This window comes from Pseudozobellia thermophila, from assembly GCF_900141855.1.
GTDB lineage: Bacteria > Bacteroidota > Bacteroidia > Flavobacteriales > Flavobacteriaceae > Pseudozobellia > Pseudozobellia thermophila.
On the sequence record NZ_FQYU01000004.1, the window covers coordinates 205,312 to 230,339 of the forward strand.

10 protein-coding genes are annotated in these 25,028 nt (G+C 48.2%); 7 read left to right on the top strand and 3 right to left on the bottom strand.

The features are described from left to right. Nucleotides 1–56 precede the first annotated feature (56 nt). Complete coding sequence (locus BUB37_RS12725; protein ID WP_244526837.1) at nt 57–4,493, bottom strand: translocation/assembly module TamB domain-containing protein; 4,437 nt, start codon at nt 4,491–4,493, stop codon at nt 57–59. Nucleotides 4,494–4,578: 85 nt separating this feature from the next. On the opposite strand from BUB37_RS12725, the gene tsaD reads away from it, so the two are divergent. From tsaD to BUB37_RS12760, 7 genes are all read left to right on the top strand, one after another. Next, on the top strand, nt 4,579–5,613 hold the full coding sequence (tsaD, locus tag BUB37_RS12730; protein WP_072994201.1) for a tRNA (adenosine(37)-N6)-threonylcarbamoyltransferase complex transferase subunit TsaD: 1,035 nt from the start codon (nt 4,579–4,581) through the stop codon (nt 5,611–5,613). 64 nt (nt 5,614–5,677) lie between these two features. Then, a complete protein-coding gene (locus BUB37_RS12735) occupies nt 5,678–6,385 on the top strand; it encodes a 16S rRNA (uracil(1498)-N(3))-methyltransferase (protein WP_072994202.1) in 708 nt (235 codons plus the stop codon). A 250-nt stretch (nt 6,386–6,635) separates the two neighbouring features. Further along, a complete protein-coding gene (locus BUB37_RS12740) occupies nt 6,636–7,286 on the top strand; it encodes a DUF4159 domain-containing protein (protein WP_072994203.1) in 651 nt (216 codons plus the stop codon). Between the two features lie 71 nt (nt 7,287–7,357). Continuing rightward, nucleotides 7,358–8,458 carry an AI-2E family transporter gene (locus tag BUB37_RS12745; protein ID WP_072994204.1) on the top strand — a complete coding sequence of 367 codons (1,101 nt, stop codon included), beginning with the start codon at nt 7,358–7,360 and terminating at the stop codon, nt 8,456–8,458. A 73-nt stretch (nt 8,459–8,531) separates the two neighbouring features. After that, nucleotides 8,532–9,644 (top strand): class I SAM-dependent methyltransferase, encoded by a 1,113-nt coding sequence (locus BUB37_RS12750; RefSeq protein ID WP_317616550.1) that lies wholly within the window; start codon nt 8,532–8,534, stop codon nt 9,642–9,644. Between the two features lie 458 nt (nt 9,645–10,102). Then, entirely contained in the window at nt 10,103–13,237 is a 3,135-nt protein-coding gene (locus BUB37_RS12755; RefSeq protein WP_262987427.1) for a SusC/RagA family TonB-linked outer membrane protein, read from the top strand. Nucleotides 13,238–13,261: 24 nt separating this feature from the next. Then, nucleotides 13,262–15,052: a RagB/SusD family nutrient uptake outer membrane protein gene (locus BUB37_RS12760; RefSeq protein ID WP_072994299.1), complete on the top strand. Its 1,791-nt coding sequence runs from the start codon at nt 13,262–13,264 to the stop codon at nt 15,050–15,052. A gap of 259 nt (nt 15,053–15,311) precedes the next feature. Here the strand turns inward: BUB37_RS12760 and BUB37_RS12765 are convergent, their stop codons facing one another. Together BUB37_RS12765 and BUB37_RS12770 are read right to left on the bottom strand one after the other, a co-directional pair. Next, nucleotides 15,312–16,028: a carboxylesterase family protein gene (locus BUB37_RS12765; protein ID WP_072994300.1), complete on the bottom strand. Its 717-nt coding sequence runs from the start codon at nt 16,026–16,028 to the stop codon at nt 15,312–15,314. Nucleotides 16,029–16,136: 108 nt separating this feature from the next. Next, on the bottom strand, nt 16,137–24,899 hold the full coding sequence (locus BUB37_RS12770) for a T9SS type B sorting domain-containing protein (protein ID WP_072994206.1): 8,763 nt from the start codon (nt 24,897–24,899) through the stop codon (nt 16,137–16,139). Nucleotides 24,900–25,028 lie beyond the last annotated feature (129 nt).

Consider the following 25,028-nt stretch of genomic DNA (forward strand, 5'->3'; position numbering starts at 1 on the left):
AAAGGGAAGAATCGAGGGCAAAGGCCCGCAAATTGGTCGTTCAAAAGGGCCGAAACTTACCGCAGGCTTTTTTCCTTGGGATAGAAACGAAGCAGACTGTCCCTGCCCATAACAGCGGTAGGAACGGCATTGGGAACGGGAATGTCTTTCTTGGGCGTTTTCTTCCTTTCCTTGCTGAGCAGGCTCCTAAAAAGCTCACGGAAGCTGTCGAAATCGACCTCGTATTGCAGACCTACCCCCTGGGTATAGCCCAGCCTGTCGGCCAAATACTCCTGTATCTCGTTCTCCCTATTGAAAAACTTGGCACTGAGCGTACCTTCTTCGTTCAAAAGCAATTGAATTTCAAAATTACCTGCGACGACCGTCTCGGTAGTACCCCCGACGGGCACCCCTACCTTACCGTTAAAGAGAAGGCGGTCGCTGATCTGGGTGGATACCGTAACACCAATCCTGTTTTCCGTCTGAAAATCGGCGCTGCTGTCGAGAACCCCCTGTTCGTAAGAGAGGCCCAGATTGAACTTGTCGTTCTCCCCCAATACCTGGTTCAGCAGTCCGGAAGCCGATTGCAGCAAATTGCCCGTTACGGCCTGCTGGTTGATTCCCGTCTGGTCATTTACAAAAGACCCTTGGGCCAACAAGAACAGGGCATTCTGCTCCTCTACCGTAGGATCTTGAAGACGGTATTCCAATTCGGACTGAATGATGCTATTGGTACCCGGAAAATCGATGTTAAATTCGATGTCGGGACTTTCGAGCTCATTGGTCAACTTGATGACCACCTCCGTAGGAATTCTACTTGTATACCCCGGATTATCGAGAAGCGGGGCCGGATTGGCATTTAAGGAATAGACCGCCTCGAGGTCCAAGGTCGCCTTTAAGGGTTCGCGATCCCATACGATCGTACCCCCAGGCTTTACCTTGAAGGTCTTATTGATCACGCCCCCGAACTTATAATTGTATTGCCCATTGACCACAACAAAGTCGCCGTACATCTCAAAAGCCCCACGGGTATTGATGCGTATCAAAAGAATGCCCACACCGCTTCCCTTTAAGGAACTACCTGTTTTCGTATCGGTCACTATCTCAACCTCGGCATCGGGCGTCACGTCGAGGTCGAAGGCAAGCTCCAAACCTTGGAACTCGTCGATAACCCTGGTTTCCTCTACGGTATCGTACCCGTTCTTCTCGACAAAGTTGATAAACGAATAGTCTCCGATGGAGGCCACGTCGCTAAGGGGTATCTTAAGGGAGGTCCCTTTGGCCGTACTTCCTTCCACCTTGATGTTCAAGGCCCTGGTAGGGCCGAAAATCCTGCCCTTGCCCTTTAAAAAGCCCGTACCGTAATACAACACCTCTTCCTCAAAATCGGTATTGAGGATCAACAACCTATCGTTTTTTGTATCGACATTTAAATCAAGCCGCCAATTGTCAAAAAAGGAATGGGTGATGGTACCGTCCAATACGGCCTTGGTCTTCTTGTCGACATCGGTAATCTTAATCTGATCAAAATCAAAGGTCTGCCCGGTAAGGTTTACGCGTGAATTTTGGGCAAAGGCATAGTCTACGTTCAGATAAGGTATCCCCAAGCCCGCGTTATCGAGGGTGAGGATCCCACTGAAGCGGGGGTTGTCGACCGGTCCGTCGATACGCGCGTTACCACTCACATCGCCCCGAATGTTACTTATGATATCCTCGCCCAGAGGAGCAAAGGGTTCGAGGTCGAACCCATCGAAATTGACCAGTAATTTGGCTTCGGGCACCTCGGACCTATTGAGAATATTGCCGACTATCCCCAACTTTTCACGACCGTTGTCCACAATTTGGGAGTTGACCACGAAATCGGTCAGGTCTTTGTTGCCTACGATCCCCAAGGCCAAATCGCCGAGGCGTATGCCATTGACAGAGAAGTCGTCGACCCCCAGATTCGATGAAGGCAGGTATACATTGTCTTTCTGCAGTATATTTAGGGTTCCGTTGACCTCGCCCCCCAGCCTAAGGCTATCGATGGCCGGGGTAATCTTGTTAAGCGAAACGATCTTAAACTGCAACTGAAGGTCTTTATAGGTAGAATCGGCCAGCTCTCCCCGTAGGCGTATCTGCTCTTCCTCGTTATTGTTCATCACGATTTCCTGAATATTGATACTATCGAGCGTTCGGTTGACGATAACCTTGTTCTTGTTATCGCCCTCCTTGTTCAACACCCAGGTATTCCCCTTGAAATTGACATCGGAAGTCTTCAGGCCTATGACCGATTTATTGTCTTTGTTAAACGTATGGTAGAAGTTAAGGTTGTAGCTATCGTTGAAGTTGCTCCCCCCTTTAAACTCCGTACGGAAGAACAGGGTATCCTTTAAGGTGGTATTGATAAGCCTGAAATCGTGGACATCGTAATAATTGGTCTTCAGGTCGCTCACCGAAATATAGGTGTTGAAAAGCGGGTTTTTGTTGTCGATCTTCACATCTATACTATCGGCCTCGTTACCAAAGGCCACAATACTCGGCGATTTGAAATTCAACTTAAAGTCGCCCTCGTCGGACACGATATTGCCTCGAATAAAGGTATTGGGGTCGAATTTGACCTCAGGGAAGAACACATCCACGATCTTGTTGTAAATCTTAAAGTTGAAAGCCAGGGTCTGCCCCGGTGAAATATCAAAGGGGCGATAATTGGTATAAATGCTTCCCAATGAGTTCTGGACCAACTTACCCAATTCCTTGACCTTAAAGTTACCCTTCATATATCCCGTAATGATATCGGGCGAATTAATATCGATAATGCGGGTCGAATCGTTCTCAAAGCTCGAAGAGACCTTAAAATCCTCGAAATAATAGGTGTCGTTCTTATTTTCGAATATGGTCTTGGTAAACTTGATATCGCCCACCAGGTTGTCCAGGGAGTTTCCGGTAACATCCATGTTTACGTTACCCTTAAAAATGGAAACACTATCGTTAATAAAATTCAACTTCCTTAGATCGGCGTAGTCTACCGAGGCGATAAAGTTGAAATCGTTCCGGTTTTCCCCAAAGTCGGCCAAGCCCTTAAAATTGAACTTTAGGTTTTCGTCGTTGCTTACCAAGGTACCATCAAAGAGTTGCTCCTTCAAGATACCGGACACCTTTAGGTTGTTGTATTCGTAGCCGTTGAAGGTAACCGAGTATACCTCACCGATTACCTCGGTATTCAAGGTTTCCTGGACAAAACCCTCGCCTTCAACATTGAAATCCAAACTGGTCTTTCCCAACTGCTTGTTCTCGACAAAGTCGCCCAGGTCAAAATCGATCAGCGACACAAACCCCTCGTAAGTGGCATTGTCGATATTGTTGATATTGGTCAGCACCAGATCTGCGTAACTGCTACCGATGGCCGTATTGAGGTTTACCTTGGCATTGATCGAGGTCTCCGTGACAATGGCATCTCCCCGTATGGTAAATTGGCCCAGCTTCTGGAAGGAAGAGGGCAAGGACTTACCCAGGATATTGGGCATCAGCGAACGCAGTTCGTAGTAACTCGAGGTAACGTTCTTCATGTTGGCAAAAAGGGCGAAGGCCTCGGATCGGCTAAAAAGGTTCTTAAAATTAAAGTCGCCCCGGATACCGGTATTGTCCGATTGCAGAAAGAGCCCTTCGGCATTCAAGTCATTGAGAACGCCCGTTACCTTGGTGGTAAAATTAACCTCCTTGCCCTTGCCGAACTGATCGTACAACATATTGATTTCATCAAAGGCAAGGGTAGATTCGTCAAATTCTGCCGTCAGCTTTACCTTGTTCAAAAAATCGGCAAAATGTTCGCGTTCGTAGTTGAAAACCAAATTTCCCTTTAAGCGCGATCCCTTTGTACGAATAAGCAAGGAATCGAAGCCCATTCGCTGTTTGGTGTATTTGAACCTGGTGGCCAACTGCTCTACGTTTATGCCCCGTTGACTTTCAAAGGACATTTCGTTGATCGAGGTAGCCACCTCGGGACCCAAAATCTCAAAATCGCTGGCCTCGATATTCAAGTTTTTGAAATTCAGCATTTCGGGAGTCTCCCGGTTCTCGTCCAGAAGCCGAAACCTACTATGGGTCACCGTTATGCCCGAAGAAGAGAAAAAGAAAGGGGGGGTACCGGGTTTTCGGGGCTGCCCATCATCGAGTTTATCGATAAACACCTCCAGGTTGGTATTCTTGTTGTCGCGATAGGTCTTGAGCTTAAAATCGAGCTTGTCTATATCGATATCCCCAAACTCCAACCTTCCATTGACCAAATTGCGTATGCTGAGCACGGAGGTGGTGAGCCTATCGACGTAGAAAAGCGTATCCTTTTGGTAATCCTCGATATAGATCCCCTCTAGATCGGTATTCCAAGAGATCAAGGAAACACGCAGCCTATCGATATTGATGTTGGTCCCGAACTCCTTGTTTATGGTATCGGTCGCATAGGTGGCAAAACGGGTTTGGACAAAGGGCAAGGAAAGGACCAATGTGCCCAGAACACAGATCAGCAAAAGCACCAGAACGGTTCTAACCAGTATTTTTCTCAGTTTTTTGATAGGCCCAATATGTTTTACCTTTGCGCATTCAACTTTTATTCCAAACTAGGTGCAAAAAGAAACTATTTATATTCTTGCCATAGAATCTTCATGTGACGATACCTCCGCGGCCGTATTGCAAAACAAAAAGGTGTTGAGCAATATCACCGCTACGCAACAAATTCATGAGGAATACGGGGGCGTCGTGCCCGAACTTGCCTCACGGGCACATCAACAAAATATTGTTCCCGTGGTGCACCAAGCCTTGAACAAGGCAAATATCGATAAAAAACTTATATCGGCCATAGCTTTTACGAGGGGACCGGGATTAATGGGATCCTTACTTGTAGGCACTTCGTTCGCCAAATCCCTGGCCCTAGGGTTGAACGTCCCCCTAATAGAGGTCAACCACATGCAGGCACATATTTTGGCCCACTTTATAGAGGGGCAGGGCGATGGGTCGCCCGAGTTCCCCTTCTTGGCCATGACCATTAGCGGGGGCCACACCCAAATTGTCCTGGTAAAGGATTATTTTGACATGGAAATATTAGGGGAGACTTTGGACGATGCCGTTGGCGAGGCCTTTGACAAGAGCGCCAAAATTCTCGGCCTGCCCTACCCTGGGGGGCCTTTGATCGACAAGTACGCCAAAAACGGGAACCCGAAGGCCTTTCCCTTTCCCAAACCGAAGGTCGAAGGCCTGAATTTCAGCTTTAGCGGACTCAAAACCAGCATTCTCTATTTTATTCAAAGGGAAACCGCCAAAAACCCCGACTTCATAGAAGAAAACCTAGCCGACATATGCGCCTCCATACAAAGCACCATCGTGGGGATTTTGATGGACAAGCTAAAAAAAGCGGTAAAGCAGACTGGAATCAAGAGAATTGCCATCGGTGGCGGGGTTTCTGCAAATTCGGAAATTCGAAACAGCTTAAAGGCCGGGGAGCGCAAGTGGGGATGGAAGACCTATATACCCAAGTTTGAATATTGCACCGACAATGCCGCCATGATCGGTATTGTAGGATATTTGAAGTACGAACAAAACGCTTTTACCGATCAAGCGGTCAGCGCCAAGGCCCGTTACGTGCTGGACGACAAAGGCTGATCGGCATGTCCACCTTTGCGACAACCATCGCCCAACAATTCACTTTTACGATCAACTTAGACCTATGCAGCTTTTCTACCACCCCCAACTCGACCAAAGTGTCACACTGTTTACCTTCCCCGAGGAAGAAAGCAAACACATCGTGCGCGTACTTCGAAAAAAAGAGGGCGACCGACTGATGGTCACCAACGGCAAGGGCCATCTTTTCGAGACCGAGATCATATCGGCCGAGCCCAAACGCTGTAAGGCGCAGGTGGTCTCCTGCAAGAAAAAGCACCAAAAGATGCATTGGTTCCACATGGCCGTCGCACCGACAAAGACCAACGACCGGTACGAATGGTTTCTCGAAAAGGCCACCGAAATAGGGGTTAACGAAATCACCCCCATTTTCTGCGAGCATTCGGAACGCAAGACCGTTAAGAAAGAACGCCTGGAGAAGGTAATACAAGCGGCCATGAAACAAAGCCTGCGTACCTATCTGCCCCAACTGAACGACCCCGTTCGCCTTGACGATTTTTTAAAAAAGGAACATAAGGGACTGCTGTTTATCGCGCATTGCGAGGATGACGAAAAGATGGACCTTAAACGCAGGGTTGCCCCCGATAAGGATATCACGATACTTATCGGTCCCGAAGGGGACTTTAGCCACCACGAGATCCAAACGGCCTACGACAAAGGTTTTTTGCCCGTATCCTTGGGCGAAAGCCGGCTGCGTACCGAAACGGCGGCCTTGGTCGCATGCACAACGGTCAACATGATCAACAACGGTTAGGTTTCGCCCCACCCCTTATCGGCCCCAGTGCATTTTTTTTGTGCGCGGCTTTGGCACCCGCCCCTATACCCCAAGGCTTATCGGAAATCAAGAGGCTACAAAAAGGAAACCATACTTGCCCCCCTTATTCCAGAAGCACGACACACGCCCGACGGCCACTCAGTGTGATCAAGGGAATATGAACGGAAGTTATTTTTATAAACCACATAATTCATACATTTGACCTATTGAGCCAATTTTTCGTACACCCATGACAAAAAATGCGATTTCTTTGATCATAGCCTACCTCTACTGCCTGGCACCTGCACCGGCCCAGGAAATTGCGGTTCTCAAATACAAGGGAGGCGGGGATTGGTATGCCAATCCTACCGCACTTCCCAACCTTATCAGGTTCTGCAACGAGAACGCGGGGACGACCATCGACGAAAAACCGGAAACCGTCGAGGTTGGAAGCAGCAGCATTTTTCAATACCCTTTTTTGCATATGACGGGTCACGGCAATGTGGTGTTCTCGGACGAGGAGGCCGAAAACCTGCGAACCTACCTTTACTCAGGCGGGTTCTTGCATATCGATGACAATTACGGAATGGCACCCTACCTCAAGAAGGCCCTTACAAAGGCCTTCCCCGACAAGGAATTGGTCGAATTGGACCGCGAACACCCGATATTCAACCAACTGTTCAAGTTCCCGGACGGACTGCCGAAAATACACGAACACGACGGGAAAAGGCCCCAAGCCTTGGGAATATTCCACGAAAACCGCCTAATACTGCTCTTTACGACCGAAAGTGACCTGGGCGATGGATGGGAAGACCCCAGCGTACACAACGACCCCGAAGAGGTCAGAAAAAAGGCCCTTCAGATGGGCGCCAACATCATTGCCTATGCCTTTAAAAACTAAAGCATGCCCAAACACTCCCCTTTATACAATTACCGGACCTTGACACCACCCCCCCATAAGAAACAAAAACTATGACCGCTAAGACCATTTCACAAGGAATTTTAAGAGCTGTAGGAATTTTAGTGGGCATTGCCCTACTGCTCTATTTTTTATACCAAATACAATCGGTAATAGCCTATCTGGCCATTGCGGCGGTAATCGCCCTGATCGGCCGGCCCATAGTGCGCTTTTTACGCGATCGGCTGAAATTGCCGAACACTTTGGCCGTTATCCTCACCATGGCCTTCATGGTGGCCATACTGGCCGGCATTATCGCCCTGTTCGTTCCCCTGATCTCGGAGCAAGGAAAAAACCTGTCGTTGTTGGACATCGACCAATTGCAACAAAACCTCGACACCCTATATCAAGAAATTACGGACTTTATAGGGGCTTCCCCCGATGTAGTCGGTGAAATCATACAAGAAAGCCATATTGAGGAAACCATCGTAGATCGGCTCGACATAGGCTTTATACCCAATTTCCTCAATTCCTTTGTCAACGTACTCAGTTCGGCCAGTATTGGCCTGTTCTCGGTTTTGTTCATCTCTTTTTTCTTTCTGAAGGACAGCAAACTTTTTGAAAGGGGCATCTTGACCTTTGTCCCCAAAAACAAGGAGACGGGTACGATCAATTCCATCAACAAAATCAATAGTTTACTGTCGCGCTACTTTGTCGGCCTCCTGCTCCAAATTTTTATCCTCTTCGTCATATACACCATAACCTTGCTAATCGTAGGCATTGAAAACGCCATTGTGATCGCCTTCTTGTGCGCCCTTTTCAACATCATTCCCTATGTGGGTCCGATTATCGGTGGGGCCATCATGATCGTACTGACCATGACGAGCAATCTGGGCATGGATTTCAGCACGGTCATCCTGCCCAAAACAGGCTATGTTCTGATCGGTTTGACCATTGGCCAATTGGTCGACAATTTCTTTTCACAGCCCTTTATTTTTTCGAACAGTGTAAAATCGCACCCCCTAGAAATCTTCCTGATCATCATCATCGCCGGCTTGCTCTTCGGGGTGGTCGGAATGATCGTCGCCGTACCCGGATATACGGCCATAAAGGTCATTTTAAAGGAATTTTTAGCGGAATACAAGGTTGTAAAATCCCTAACAAAAAGCTTATAGCCATTCTTTGAATAAAAACATATTAAATACTGGTGTTCAAAATTTTATAACAGAAAAAATCAATACTGACATCGTGTCAGTATTGTTAAAGGGGGCCCTATTCGACGACGTTAGCAACCGCGAGCTAGCCGAACAGCTCGAGTCGCGAAAAAAATGTCAAAAAAAGCTACCGACTTGGTTCCGGACACCGGGCATCTACTACCCCAGGAAGCTCCATATCGAACAAAGCTCATCCGAAACAACGGCCCGGCACAAGGCCTCGATTACCACGGGAAAATCGTTGGTCGACCTCACTGGGGGCTTCGGGGTAGACAGCTACTTTTTTAGCAAAAATTACGACCGCGTACACCATTGCGAAACCAACCCCGAACTCTCCGAAATCGCGGCCCATAACTTCCAAATCTTGGGCGTAGACAACATCACTGCCATAGCACAGGACGGAATCGAATTCCTCAAAACCACTTCGGCCACTTTTGACTGTATTTATTTGGACCCTTCGCGAAGAAGCGAATCGAACCAACGCGTCTTTAGGCTATCGGATTGCAGTCCCGACGTAACGGAACACCTTTCCCTGCTTTTTTCAAAAGCGCCCACAATACTATTAAAAACAGCCCCGTTGTTGGACATTACCATGGGACTCACCGAACTGGACCATGTAAAGGAGATCCATATCGTTGCCATTGAAAACGATGTAAAGGAGTTGGTCTGGGTAATGGAAAGGGAATTCGAGGGAGACATATCGATAAAAACGACCAACTTCACAAAGACCACGGTACAGCAGTTCGATTTTAATCGGGAGGATGAGAAAGTCGCCACCCCCAAGTACTCAAACGCGCAGAACTACCTATACGAACCCAATTCGGCCATTTTAAAGTCCGGTGCATTCAAAACCCTGGCGCAACGGCTGGACTTACCCAAACTACATCGGCACACCCACCTGTATACCTCAGGGACCCCCATTGATTTTCCCGGCAGGGCCTTTAAAGTGAACACCGTCATACCTTATAACAAAAAAGCGATAAAGGAGCTTCAAATCAAAAAAGCCAACATTACCACACGCAACTTTCCTGAAACCGTCGCACAACTCCGAAAGAAATTCAGAATAAGGGACGGAGGCTCCGATTACCTATTTTTTACACGGCAGAACGAGGACGACCTGGTTTTGATCCAATGTGCGAAGGTTTAGAATACTGTCCTAAAAGCATCGTGCAACCTAGAATTTTCCCCCTTCCAAAAATGTAGGTCAAAAGCTACATTAACGCACTGAACATCAACACCATATCTTGTTCAACACCCTCACAACACCCTCCCTGAAAGCCTGTATACACTGGTGTTGTACATATGGACCACACAAGAAAACCCACTTATTTCTTTTTTGCATTTCTTAATAATTACTACTTTTATTTTTGATTTTCTTAGTAGTCCTAACCACAACTAAGAATTTCACAATTTAAAACTAACAAACAACATTTTATCATGGACAAAAAGCGAAAACACCATTCGTTAAGCCCCAAAATCAAGACAAACATGCTTGGAATCGGGCTTTTATCAATGCTTATTTGGGCAGGTCTCCAAAGATCTTTTGCCAACGCAAATCCAAGCCCTAAAACAGTTAATGAAATTAAGGGCATTTTCCAAAGTACCATAACAGGAACAGTGGTCGACTCCTCTGGCCTTCCCTTGCCTGGTGCCAATGTAATCGTCAAAGGAACGACTGTAGGAACCCAAACGGATTTTGACGGTAATTTTACCCTCAATGCGGAAGAGGGGTCGATTTTGGTTTTTAGCTATATCGGTTTCAAAAACCAAGAAATTAAATTGACAGGGCAAACCACCGTCAATGTCACCATGGTAGAAGACGCCGCCGCTTTGGAAGAAGTCGTTGTCGTGGGTTACGGCACACAACGCAAACAAGACTTGACCGGTGCCGTATCGGTCGTTAAGGTGGATGAAATGGCCCAACAACCCTCGGGCCAGGTGACCAGTCAGCTACAAGGTAGGGTTTCAGGGGTTACCATAACCGGCGGCGGACAACCAGGTGAATCCCCGCAAATTAAAATTCGGGGCTCCAACACCTTCGGCAACAACAATCCATTATACATAGTTGACGGAATACCAACCGACAACATTAACGACATCAACCCGAACGACATTGACAGTATGCAAGTACTCAAAGACGCGGCGTCCGCTTCCATTTACGGTTCCAGGGCCGCAAACGGAGTTATAATAATCACCACCAAAAAAGGATCGGGAAAACTGAAGGTCACCTACGATTCCTATTACGGAGTCCAACTTGTCCAAAATGGAAATCCATGGGATATCCTAAATTCACAAGAACAGGCCGAATTAACATTCATGGCCCTAAAAAACACGAATCCCGATGACCCCATCAACCATTCCCAGTACGGCAGTGGATCCTCTCCCGTTCTGCCCAATTACATAGCACCCGTAGGAGCGCAAACGGTAGACGAATCCCTGTATTATGTAAACCCTTATTATACCGACCCAAGTGACTTGGACAGCTTCTACAGAATCGTGGAAGCCAATAAAGAGGGTACCAATTGGTTTCAAGAAATTTTCAGCCCGGCCAGTATAACCAGCCACAATTTATCGGTAAGCAACGGAAACGATCAAGGCAATTACCTGTTTTCCCTGAATTATTTTGACCAACAGGGCAGCATTAACAACACCTATTTAAAACGCTACACCCTTCGTGCCAATTCTGTTTACAACATAACAGAGAACATCCGGATTGGTGAAAATTTGAGTATAGCCATTCGTGAAAACCCACAAATCAGTGCATTGACAGAAGGCAGTGTTATCGGTATGGCCATGCGGGAACAACCTATCATCCCGGTTTACGACATAAAAGGGAACTATGCAGGTTCTTTCGGCTCCGATCTGGGAAATGCAAAAAACCCCGTTGCCATGGCCGACAGGTTAAGAAACAACAGAGGAGTCTCAAATCGAATTTTTGGTAATATTTTTGCCGAAATCGACTTTCTTAAAAATTTTACGTTTAGAACCAGTTTTGGAGGTCAGTATTATTCCAACAGCTTCAATTCCTTTCAGTTTCCCGAATACGAGAATGCCGAAAACCTTTCCGTCAACCAATATACAGAAGGGGCGGCCACTAACTTTAATTGGACATGGACGAATACCGTTAAATACCAAAACACATTTGGGGACAAGCACAACCTAACCGTTTTACTGGGCACCGAGGCCTACCAAAACAAAGGAAGGGAAGTAGGCGGAACCACGCAAAGTTACTTTTCTTTTGACCCCGATTACGTAACCTTGGACACTGGTTCCGGTACACAAACGAATTACAGCTTTAAATACGCGGATGCACTCTCCTCAATAATTAGCCGTATCGATTACAATTATGACGACAGGTACTTATTCAGTGCAACGCTTCGACGGGATGGATCTTCGAAATTTTTAAATGAGCAATACGGCTGGTTCCCCGCAGTAAGTGCCGGCTGGAATATTTTTAATGAAGAATTTATTCCTGAATCAAATTGGCTGAACGATTTAAAAATTAGGGGAGGCTACGGCATAGTAGGTAACCAGATCAACGTTGATTCCGCCAATTCATTTACCACCTTTGGCGGAAACCAATTAAACAGCTATTACGCCATTACCGGCGACAACTCCACGATATCGGAAGGTTTTGGACAAACTAGGATAGGAAATCCGGATGCCAAATGGGAGAAGAACATCAACTTTAATGTCGGTATGGACGCCAGCCTCTTCAACGGCAAAATGCAACTTACCGTCGATTATTATGAAAAAAATGTTGAAGACCTACTCTACAACCCCAACCTACCCGCTACCGTAGGTACCGCCACCGTGCCCTATGTAAACGTGGGCAAGATGACGAACAACGGTCTCGATATAGACCTATCGACTTATTTTCAACTAACCGAAGACCTGAAGTTAAATACCTCGGCCACATTAACCACGTACAACAACGAGATCAAAAAAATCGCTGATGGTGTATACTATTTCGATTTAGAAGGCAGACGATTCAACGGCAGCTCAATTATCAGAAACCAAGTAGGGCACTCCGTAAGCGAGTTTTTTGGTTATCAAATTGAAGGCTTCTGGAACTCCCAAGAAGAAATAGACGCTGCCAACGAGCAAGCCGTTATAGCCACAGGTAATTCAGATGCCACCTATCAACCAGATGTTGCCGTGGGTCGTTTTAGATATGCCGACATAAACGGCGATAACCAGATAACAGCTGAAGACCGTACATTTATAGGTGACCCGAACCCCGACTTCACATACGGTCTTAACATTGAATTACTATATAAAAATTGGGACTTGAGTATGTTCATATACGGATCACAGGGCAATGATATATGGAACAATGTCAAATGGTGGCACGATTTCTATAGTTCCTTTACAGGAGCAAAGAGCAAAACGGCCCTATATGATTCTTGGACACCTGAAAATCAAGACGCTACCGTAGCTATTCAAGAAACTACAGGTTCATTTAGTACTGCCGATGTGCCCAACAGCTATTTTGTAGAAGACGGTTCTTACTTGCGAGCCAAACAAATTCAACTCGGGTATACCTTTCCTTCCGATTTGTTGGAAAAAATAAGTCTTAGCAAACTAAGGCTATATGCACAAGTGGTAAATCCGTTTACAATTACCTCCTATTCAGGAATTGACCCCGAAATATCAGGCGGTTCGGTAAACTTTGGTATAGACGAAGGTGCCTACCCAAACCAAAAGCAGGTCCTTTTGGGCGTTAACGTTATTTTTTAAACAGTCTCAATAAAAATGAAAAAAATGAAACCCATAAATAAAAAACTAAGATTACTGTTAATAGCACCCACCGTACTGATTTTAACATATGCTTGCTCGGATAGCTTTTTAGACCAACCTGCCCTGGGTGCGCTCAGTGAAGATGTGGTTGCCAACGAAGTCGGTATAGAAAATCTTTTGATAGGAGCCTATGCCGCTTTGGATGGACAGCAAGATGCAAACAATGCCTTGGGCGGTGGCGGACCATGGGAGGCCGCTCCTGAAAACTGGGTATACGGCTCCGTTGCCGGTGGCGTTGCCAGCAAGGGCAGTTTTGGAGGTGACCAACCGGCCATTGACCAAATTGTCAAGTTTATTTCCAACCCCTCCAATGGATATTACAACACCAAATGGAAGGCCGTTTATGAAGGTGTTGCCCGATGCAACAACACGCTAAAGCAATTGGCCAGTGATGAAACGATTTCAGATGCCGAACGTAAAAACATAGCCGGTCAAGCACGTTTCTTAAGAGGCCATTATTACTTTGAACTGAAAAAGATGTGGAACATGGTTCCTTGGATCGACGAAAATACAGAAGACCCAAAACAACCTAACACAGAAGACATATGGCCTAATATCGAAGAAGATTTTAAATATGCCTATGAAAACCTTCCGGACACCCAAACTGAATTCGGCAGGGCTAACAAATGGGCTGCCGGCGCATACCTAGGAAAAACCTATCTATACCAACATAAGTATACCGAGGCCAAAGAGATTTTTACTACCGTCATCAATTCGGGAGTCAACTCGGCCGGCACCAAATATGACTTGGTACCATTATTTAAGGATAATTTTGATGCCGCTACCGAAAACAATGCCGAAACAGTGTTCGATATTCAAATGGTAGCCAACGACGGTACGGGAACCATTGCCAATTCAAGCCAGGGAGGGAAATTAAATTTTCCATACAACAGCCCCTTCAGGTGTTGTGGCTTCTTTCAGCCTACCCAAGACTTGGTAAACTCCTATAAGACGGACGAAGCAACAGGTTTGCCTGATTTAGACGACTATAACACCGATCCCGTCAAAAGCGATATGGGTCTTAATTCCACGGACCCTTTTACTCCTTATACGGGATCTCTTGACCCCAGATTGGATTGGACTGTTGGAAGACGAGGTATTCCTTATCACGACTGGGGTTATCACCCCGGTAAGGATTGGATACGTGAGCAGTCCTATGGAGGTCCTTATGCCCCTAAAAAGAACATCTACTACCAAGCTACCGCCGACCAATACTCCGACCAAAGCAGTTGGGCGCCAGGCACGGCCATCAATGTCCATATCATTCGTTTTGCCGATGTTCTCTTAATGGCCGCGGAAGCAGAGGCACAGACCGGGGGGCTAGACCAAGCAATGGAATATGTCAACAGAGTAAGAAACAGGGCTGCCAACCCCAATGGTTTTTTAAAAGACTACATCGACAGCTCCAATCCATTGGCCGGATTCGATGAAAGCACGGATGCGGCCAACTACAATATAGCTCCCTACACTTCCACCCAATTCTCTACAAAGGACAACGCCTTAAAGGCCATCTATTTTGAAAGAAAATTAGAATTGGCCATGGAAGGACATCGTTTCTTCGATTTGGTTAGATGGGGAATTGCGGAAGAAACCTTGAACGCGTATTTTGACTACCAAGGTAACATTACCACTGATGTACGTGGAGGCCGGTTTATTTCAGGCATCCATGAATACTATCCTATACCCCAGGCACAAATTGATTTAAGCGTAGATGAAAGTGGTCTTCCTACTTTGAAACAAAACCCCGGCTATTAAGACTTAAGTACTTAAACCAAAACCATCCTTCCTCATGATCTTGGAGATCCGAGGAAGGATTTTTATTTATTAATGCTTCTTTCTTGAAAAATTGTTTTTAACCTTGACCAATAAAACCAGCTAAGTAGGGCCTCGGCCCTACCCAACCCAAGAAAGAACACCTTGTAAAAACGAAGGAACATCTGCCTGGATCCTCGAAAGGGACATACCAAAAACCAGAAACTCCCAATACAATGTGAAGATACCAACAACTTGGTCCCTAATCTTCCCGCGACTGCCGTACAAACCACTCGTACAACTCCTCAGTGTTATAGGCCTGAACCCATGCATCGTGACCCACATTGGGATATTTCGTAAAGCGAACGTTATACCCCATTTCCTTTAACCTATTTACCATATCTACCGATTCGGAAACGGGAATGGACTCATCCTTTTCGCCATGAAATACCCAAATAGCCGTTTTTTTATCCAACCAAGAGGCATAAGGTACCGGGGCCATACCACATACAACGGCCAAGGCCGCAAATTTCGTGGGGTATTGAACCGCCATTTCCCACGCGGCACCCCCTCCCCGACTGAGTCCCGTCAAATACAACCTCCGCTTGTCCACTCGATTGTTCGCCACGATCGTATCGAGCAACTGGGCCAGTGCCCGGGTGTTCCACCATTTTTTTCGATTTGGATTCTGGGGCGCCAGAATCAAAAAGGGAAATTTTTTTCCTTGGGCAATTAATTTGGGCGGACCATTTCTTTTTACCGTCACCAGACTATCGCCCGACTCCCCGCCCCCATGGAGGAACAACAACAAAGGGTATTCCTTTTCCTCGTTTATATCGTAGTCCTCAGGATAATAGAGGTAATAAGCAAGGCTTTCCTTTATCACCGTTTCCTGCACCGCATCGACCAGTTTGGGCCTTGACTGGGAGGCACAACCTTGAAAGGCGATGAGTACGATGAGCACTAGGGATTTGGGCATACCTTGAAAATAGTTCATTGTCGAAAAATACGAATAAAAGAAGGCAGTAACAAAAAGAAACGGATGCCCTTGGGACATCCGTTCATTGCCTTATAAAAATCCGTTCTTTTAACGATAGAGGGTAAAGTGGCCCACATACCGTATATCGCGATCATCGTTTTGGTTGACGACGTACCAGTAATCCCCGGTAGGCAGCTCCTTGCCGTCATAGGTACCGTCCCATTTGCTTACCTGGTCCAATTCGGCCACTACCCTTCCGTAGCGGTCGTAAATTATGACCTCTATGTTGGGGAAGAATTCCCTGTTGCCCGGGGCCCAGTAATCGTTCTCGTTATCGCCGTTGGGCGAGAAGAAATTGGGTATCTCGAGCATACCGGTGAACTCGAAGGGAATGGTCGCCACGGCTTCACAGCCATTTTGATCGACCACACGTATATCGACCGTTCCACTTTCCGTGGTGGTGTATATGCCTTCGCTGCCATACGACACGCCGTCAAAGAAGAACTCGTAGCCTCCAAAACCTCCTTCGGCCGTGGCCGTAATCTCGTTCGGACCGGTCTTCTCTGCCGTCAAGGTCAAGGGATCATAGGCATCCATGGTAAACTCTACCATATTGGTACAACCATTTTCGTGGTAGATATATGCCGTGTAATCACCGGCGGGCAAATCGCCCCAGGTGTGCTCCGTTGTTGCCATGGCCGTAATCGCATCGGTGGGATCTGCCGGGTTCAAGGCAAACAAGAGTTGGGGCATCAGACCATCTTCGTGCATCTCTATGGTAACCGTACTGTTGGGGAATATCCCCTCACATCCGTATTGTATTATGGGCTCTGCAGTCAAATCGACCCCTATCTCAATAGGAATGGCCACATCCGTACCACAAAGATTGGCATCTTGTACAAATACAATATAGGTTTCGCCACCAATGAGGTTGTCAAAGAACAGGTTGTCATTTCTTTCAAACACTTCCGAACCATCGGAACCAGGTCCGACCAACTTGGTTTCATAATAAGTGGCCATGGTCGTTGGATCGACAAAAGGCGTTCCGCCCGTAACCGTTAGCTGGGCCGTACCATCGGCAAAACCGATACAGGTTTCCGGCGTCGTGGCCACATCGGTCACTTCCAGTTCATCGGGCTCGGTAACCACGATCTCAAACGTCTGCGGACACCCTTCCTCGTCTTGTGCGAGCACGGTATACGACGGATTGCTCGGCGTATTCGCGGGCAAATCGGTAAAGGTATATACCGTTGGGTTATCGGGATCCGAAAAGAACTCGCTCAAGTTCGGTTCGATAGAGAATTTCACCAAGCCCGAAGCGGAACTGGTCACCTCCATGGTTATGGTACCGTCTGACTCGCCATAACACGAGGTCGGGGTACTGCTATAATCTATGGTCACCGGTTGGGGCTCATCGATAACGAAGGGCCCTTGTACCACGCCACAATTTTGCCGGCTGATCACCGAGATCCAATAACTACCGGCCTCGAGGTTCTCAAAGGTACCATAATCCTGCATCGGTAGGTTGTTGTAGGTCGGCAAAGACTCTGCTGCAAAGGCATCGGTACCGGGATCGGTGTCATAGATACGGAACTCATACACACCCGTTCCTCCATTTGCCACGGCTTCGATCCTACCATCGACCTCATAGGCACACGACACATCAAAGGTCGGGGAAGTGGGGTCAAGGGTCAAAGGTTGGGCCGCGGTAATCGTAATACCGTTGGTCTTACGTGCCAGGCACGAACTCAAGCTTCCTACCTTACGTACTTCGTAACGGTACGATTGCCCTATCGTTCCGGGTATTCCCGTTTTAACGGGAAGTCCGTTCGAATCAAGTTCATCGATCGGGAACCAAGGTCCGCCCGAATTATTGACACTGTATTCATAGGCGCCGCCCTGAGGGTTGTTGACCCTGATCATCATCGTAGCATCGTTGCCACAAGCGGGAACCGAAGTCTGAATCAAGACAGGGTTGATCGGCGGTGGCGCCACGACTTCAATGGGATCCGTAACAAAGCTACAGCCGAGTGTAGAAACCACTTCTACCGCATAGAATCCGGCAGGGATGACCCCCGTTCCGGCAGCTCCCACAAACTCGGGATCGCTCTGATAACCGGTCGAAGAGACCACGTCGGTATTGTCATTGCTTCCGAGACTCAACAAGCGATACTGGTATCCTCCAGTGGGCACTCCGCCAATGGCCCCCGGGGTAGTGGTTCCGGGTTCGACGGCCACAATGACCGCATCGTTGCCCAAGGGACACTCAAGTTCACGTGTAATGATGGCCTCTGCCTCGATCGGCGGAACAGGCAACAATTCAAGCTCCGCAGTATGGGTACAGCCCTCGCTGTCCCTGACCGTTACCCGGTAGTTACCGCTTGACAGCCCCGTGAAACGGTTATTGGTTCCGTTGGCCGCAAAGCTGGCATAGGCCGGGTTGCTATGGGGTGCAAAACCACTACCCACGGGATTTTCGTACTCCAACATATATTCATAGGGCAGGTTGTCCCAGCCTCCTTGGGTGGTTACTACAATCTCGCCCAAATCTTCGGTACAGCCAACACGCCCAATTTCTTCCATGGTCGTGATCAGCAGTTGCTCGTTGGGCGTCTGAACGGTACTGACGTTACTGAACACATTACATGCGCCCACGGTCTTGCCCTGTTCGCGGATAACGACCCTAAGGCTGCCCCCTTCCAAGCCGGTAATGGTCGCCGGATTATTTAGGGTAGCATCTATCGTTCCCGTGGAGTTACCCCCTACCGGAGTACCGAAGGCACCTCCACTAAAACCTGGGTCCGAAGCCTCGTAAACGGTATACTCGTATACCCCTGAGAAATTGGTCAAACTGGCCAAATTGGTTATTTCTATGTTCAGCACACCATCGGTAGCCCCAAAACAGCCCACTGGTTCGTTCTGGCTGATCGTTACCTCGGGCAGGACCGGTTCGTTCACTACATAGGCTTGAATGGGATAGGTACATCCATTTTGATCGTTTACCTGTAAATTGTACTCCCCGGCCACCATGGGCAGGTCAAATTCCACAAAGGTTCCGCTAGGTTGCGACACGGGGCTGACCGATGCCACCGAGAATCCTTGGTCTTCAATGATGAAATTCGTGGTTCCGGTAACATCGATGCGAATACGCTCCGGATTCTCACAGTCCATCGGCGATAGTTGGGTAATCGTCGCGGTAACCTCGTTAGGGGCCAATACCGTTACCGAATCAATGAACTCACAACCATTGGCATCTATGGCATAAATGGTAATGGTCTGATCCGATCCCGTATCGACAATAACAAAATCAGGACTCGATTGATAACTGTCGGCGGGGTCTATCTTGTAGCCGTACGGCCCCCCGTTACCTACATTTCCGGGAACAATGGACGCACTAACAATCGTCGTACTGTATTGATTGGCAGCCGGGTTACAGGCCAATGTACCTGCGACGGCATCGATTTCAAATGGGGGCGGCTCGTTGATCACCACTTCCTCCCTATCGAAACAATCCCGGTCGGTAACGACCTCTATTACATAGGTACCTGGCGCCAAGGCCGTAAAAGAACCCGATAGATTAGTGTTGATTCTGCTTGAAGTATCCAAGTTTGAGGGTAGCGCCCCTATTGTACCGGAATACAGGTTGTATTCCTGAATACCATCTACGTCGGTACCTGGCGTCAAGGAGGCGGAAATACTTCCGTCATTGGCACCGTTACAGCTTACGTCAGAGGCGCCCGTATCGTCGATAACGGGACTCGTAGGTGCCGATCTTACAATTCCACCCACGGTGATGGTACAATTAGTAAACCCATTGTCAACGATATTATCGGTTATCTCAACTTGGTAATCCCCGGCAGGGATACCTTCAAAAATGCCGTCGCTATTGGGATCGACAATATCTACCGTACCCCAAAAAATATCGGTTCCCGTAAGGTGGTAGCTAAAGTCGCCGCTACCCCCGTCAGCGGTAATGGTAATGACGCCGTCATCGACCTCGCAGCTCGGTTCGCTGGTGAAATCGCCCGAAGCTGTCAAAACCTGGAACACTTCGGCCACGCCGTTGACCTCACAACCGTCGGCATCGATGATGTTAAAATCGTAGGATCCAATATTATTTACTGTAAAGGACGCAGTTGTGTTAATGGCCGGATCGCCCGTATGGGCCACTGTTTGCGATATCCCGTTCAAGGTAAACGTAGGGGTCTCGAAATTGCCCGGCAAACTTAAGACAATATCAAACCCACCTGCACTGGAGGCGGTTACATCACATTGGTTCTCCACTATCGGATCTATAAGCGGAAGGGCAGGATTCTCCTGGATTACCGCGGCAGAAACCCGGTACGAACAATCATTGGCATCCCTAACCCAAATATCGTACTCCGTACCCGGGGCCGGAGATCCAGGTAGAAAAACCGTTGCGGCATCTGAAAAATCGGTCAAAGTGGGCGGTGTTCCAGCAGGCATAAAGGCATATCGATAAGGGGCTCCAGTGCTATAGGGCGTACCTCCACTACCCCTGACCGTCAATTGGCCCATGTCGTTACAGTTGGCATTTTGATTGTCTATAACATCTACCCGGGGCGTCAAAAGAATGGCCTCGTCCTCGTCGCCGTCGCTACAATTGGTGGCCGTATCCTCTACGGAGATACCATAATGCCCGGAAGGAACGGGGAAAGTATCGTTGGTCACGACGGAATTGGTCAAGTTCAATACCACATCTCCGGTATCGAGGTTGGTAATTACCACATTGTACGGTCCGGTACCCGAGGTAATCGTGTATTCAAGACCAACATCGCCGTTGTAACAATTGGCATTGTCGATGGCCAGGGCCACGTCCAAGCTACCGTTATCGGGTAGGGTAATCACTTCCTCATAGGTACAACCGGTACCGAGATCACGTACCTCGACCGTATAGGAAACTCCCCATAACAAGTTACTGAAACAATGGTTGTCAGGTGGGTTGTTAGGAGTTGTCCACCCCGCCAAGGGATCGGGATCGGCCAAACGGATTTCGTAGGGCCCCGTACCGTTGATTATATCGACACATACCGTGGTTCCTCCCGGGGTACAGATTCCCGGGGGTGTGGGGTAATGCGGAACAATGTCCAAACTCGAGGTATCGATGGTAAAAGTTTCCAAATCGTTACATCCCCTGGAATCCAATACGACCACCTGGTAGTTCCCCGGTACAAGACCGGGATCGTTGATCGTCAAAGGAAAATTGGTATCGACGACATTTTCTCGGGTCACAATGGGGTTTCCATAGCTATCCTCCACGATTACGGTATATTCCTCGATCCCAAAGGTAGGCATGCTCACGGTTACCCCGCCCGAAAGATCACCGCCCGAGCACGTGGCATCGATAGGAGTTACCGTAATTTCCGGAGCCGGGTTGGGGTCAGGAGCCACGGTAATAGGTATGACACCCGTAGTACAGTTTCTGGCATCCTTTACCACATATTCGTAATCGCCCGCCGCGAGTCCCGAATAAATGGTTTGTGCCGTAAAATTATAATCGATCGGATCGGGACCAGCGGGATTGTTGGGGTCCAAGGGATCGTTCTGCAATTCGCCTACCGGGGCGAAGACCACCTCAAACGGAGGTACGCCCGACGCAACAACCGGTATTATTTCAACAAAGCCACTATTGTTGTCGCCACAGCTCGGTCCCACGATTCGGTGGTTAGCGGCAATATTGGTCGGTTCGGCAAAGGTCAAAGGTTCCGATACGGCGTTACAGCCATTGCTATCGGATACCTCGACAGTATAATCGCCATAATCGGAATACGACATGGTATAGGTAAACGAAGCGCCCGGGAGTGGGTTTCCGGTATGGCCTGCAACCGGAACACCATCCTTTAATATGGTATAGGAAGTAGCCGACAGATTCGAGATATCGCCACCCGAAACATCGATCTGCATTTCTCCCGTACCCCCGCAGGCAATCTCTTCGTTGATATCGAGACTCACTTGGATCTGGGGCGGGATCCTAATGGTCGAGGTAGAAGCGGTACAACCGTTTCCATCAACGACTTCAATGGTATAATTACCGGGAACCAATCCCGTAAATGTATGGGTTCCGGGCGTGCCAGGGGTTACCAAGGCCCCTCCGTTGATTCGGTACTGATGGCTTCCTATCGGTGCGGTTCCCGCAGTGGAAGAAACCGTTATTTCGGCATCGTTCGTAGTTGAATAACAGTAATCGGCCGAATCGAAGCTAATAGCCGGGGCATCGATTTCTGTAAGCGTGAATGTTGTCGATGCGGTACAGCCTTCCGAATCGATCACGGTCAAGGTATAGGTTCCCTCCTCCGTTAGATTACCGAAAGTGTTTCCTGTTTTTGGCCCATCTGTCCGTCCATCGCTGGGCGGCCAATCCAACTGGTAGCGGTATCCGCCGAAGCCACCTGTGGCACTGGCCACGACCCTACCTATATTGAGGTTCTGGCAACTCATATCGGTTACTGCGGGACTTACGCTTAAAGGGGTGCCGGCCTCTTCCACATCGAAGGAAGCGGTAGAGGTACAGTTGGTATCGTTGTCGGTCACGGTAATTTCGTAGGTACCGGCACCCAAACCGGTGATCGGTATCTCGAGATCGCTACTTGTTCCGCTGGCAACCGGTGTGCCCGGCAATCGGACAATCGTATAGTCGTAATCGGTAGCAAAGCCGTCGACCAAAAAGGCCCCGTTGCCATCGGTGGCCCCTGGACATACCTTGCGGTCGCCTCCCGATTTCACTTGCGCCCGAATGGAGCTTATTCCGCCCGTGGTAAAGCTTGCCGTATAGGTACAGCCGTCGGTATCGGTGATTTCAAATTGGTAGGAAGTGTCCAAATTCAACCCGTTAAAGACGTTGCTGGCCTGTGCAGGAGGCAAGGTCGTCGTTGGATGCGATGAGATTATCTCGTACTGTGCCACCGAAAAACTTGCCGGTTGCACATCGATGGTAACCCTGCTTGTGCCCGTGGCACAATCTAAATTGTCCTGTACAAAATTTATGGATGTGGGCGGCACCGGTTCCGATACCGTTATCGGCGAAAGGGCTTGGTAACATCCGGCGTCGTCCCTGACATAGGGGGTATACGTACCCGGGGCCACTCCCGTAAAAGTGGTACCCGACTGAAAAGTACCATCGATGCTATATTCGTAGCCCGATCCCGACCCCCCGCTGGCCGGGGCAAAATCGATGATCGCACCGCCATTGGCACAGGTATAGTCCTGTGTCAGGGTCCATGAACTGCTCAAACCACCGGCAGAGGTAACCGTTACGGGAGGCAAGGAAAGCACACACGAGAATGCACCTTGCGAATACTGTACCTCAACGATATTATAGGTACCGTCGGCCACCGGAATGGTTGACGAAGAGATAAAGGGATCGCTTGGGTCGTTGGTCGCCCTAAACTCCAGATTGAACCCTTTGGCATCAACAATGTTAAATTCGACCTTTCCGCCCCCATTGGTACATGTACCCACAATGTCCGATGCCGTAATATCGGGCGGGGTCAATTCGGCCACGTATTCCGATTTTTCGGCCGTACACCCTTGATCGTCGGTAATATAGAAAGTATAGGTACCGGGGCTGGTTACCGTATACGAGCTCGTACCCGAGAAAAACCCGCCTGAATCACCGCCATCACTAACCGTATAGCTATACGAGCCAGAACCTCCCGAAGGAGTTACATCTATATCGACACTGGAAATCGTAGAACAGCCAAAACTCATGCCATTGGTATCGGTATCGACCGATATCGGGCTAAGGCCCACGCCCACGGTAATAGGGTCGCCGTTAACATCGGTATACTGTATGGGTGCCGGAATTCCGTTCGGGATATCCTCCTTACATTCATTGGTTTCGACCTTAACGGCATAGGTACCCTCACTTACGGCACCAAAGGTATAGGTGTTGCTCGTTATGGTAGACGTAAACTCTATTTCCACACCGTTCTCGTCCAATAAGGTATATACGTACGGACCGGGCACCTCGGGGTTGACGGTCACGTCGATACTACCGGTTTCGCCACTACAGACGGGATTGGTAAAGCTTACGTCGATTTCCATATCGACCTGCTCGATCTCAATGATTTCGTACAAATACTCACAGACCTGTCCTTCGATATTTAGCCTGGCCTGTACTTGGTAAGATCCGGGGCCGAGATTGTCGAAAATCGATGAAGATTGGTAGGGACCAAAGGGGTTGGCCCCTTCGCGAATACGGAATTGGTAACTATTGGGTAGCCCGGTAATCTCAATTCGGCCCGGGCTGTTGCAAACGTAGTTCTTTTTGGTATAGGTTTGGGTAATGGTACTCTTGACAACTTCGATATAGTAGAATTGGCCCCCATTGACCTGAACCCTAAATTCGGCACCATTGACGGCCGAAATACTACTTGCATCGAGATTGAAGGTATTGCCTATCCCCACTTCGGTATAGGTCGCACTATAATCCGGGCAGGCCAAATTCGTATTCGGGGTGGCTCCCGTAAGCTCTTGCCACGATACACTGCCGTAAGGCCCTCCCGATAAACTTATCGTGCGGTCGTCCGAATCACCACAAAGAATAAACCGGGCAACCGTGGCACCATCGTTGGTACAGGTTTCCACTTGATCATACCCCTGAACAATCGTCATGAACATGGGAGCGCTTGCCGATTTGCCCTCCTTTTTATCCTTAACTGAATTTTTGAGGAAGGCGGAACGGTTGTCTTTAGTTTCGTCCTTTTCAAGGGAGACAGCCTCCTTAACTGCCTCGGCCACCTCGCTGATAAGCGTGTGTACGTTAGCATTGGCCATTGTCGTAGCGCATACTACTGTTACGGACAAGAACAGTAGGGCAACAAGAACATGCCGCATTTTTTTTGGAAACATAGGTTAAGTCTTAGTTAATTAAGGACAAATGCGATTTGGGGGCAATTTATCCTTAAGCGTAATTATTTAAACTTATAAATTCTCTTTATATTTAAGCGCTAGGCATACATTAATACTATCATTTAACGT

Bases quoted from the DNA above. Each gene is read 5' to 3' on its own strand.
- BUB37_RS12735 (WP_072994202.1), top strand. From the start codon at position 5,678: ATGCAGCTTTTCTACCACCCCCAACTCGACCAAAGTGTCACACTGTTT.
- BUB37_RS12760 (WP_072994299.1), top strand. From the start codon at position 13,262: ATGAAACCCATAAATAAAAAACTAAGATTACTGTTAATAGCACCCACC.
- BUB37_RS12745 (WP_072994204.1), top strand. From the start codon at position 7,358: ATGACCGCTAAGACCATTTCACAAGGAATTTTAAGAGCTGTAGGAATT.
- BUB37_RS12770 (WP_072994206.1), bottom strand. From the start codon at position 24,899: ATGTTTCCAAAAAAAATGCGGCATGTTCTTGTTGCCCTACTGTTCTTG.
- BUB37_RS12740 (WP_072994203.1), top strand. From the start codon at position 6,636: ATGACAAAAAATGCGATTTCTTTGATCATAGCCTACCTCTACTGCCTG.
- BUB37_RS12765 (WP_072994300.1), bottom strand. From the start codon at position 16,028: ATGCCCAAATCCCTAGTGCTCATCGTACTCATCGCCTTTCAAGGTTGT.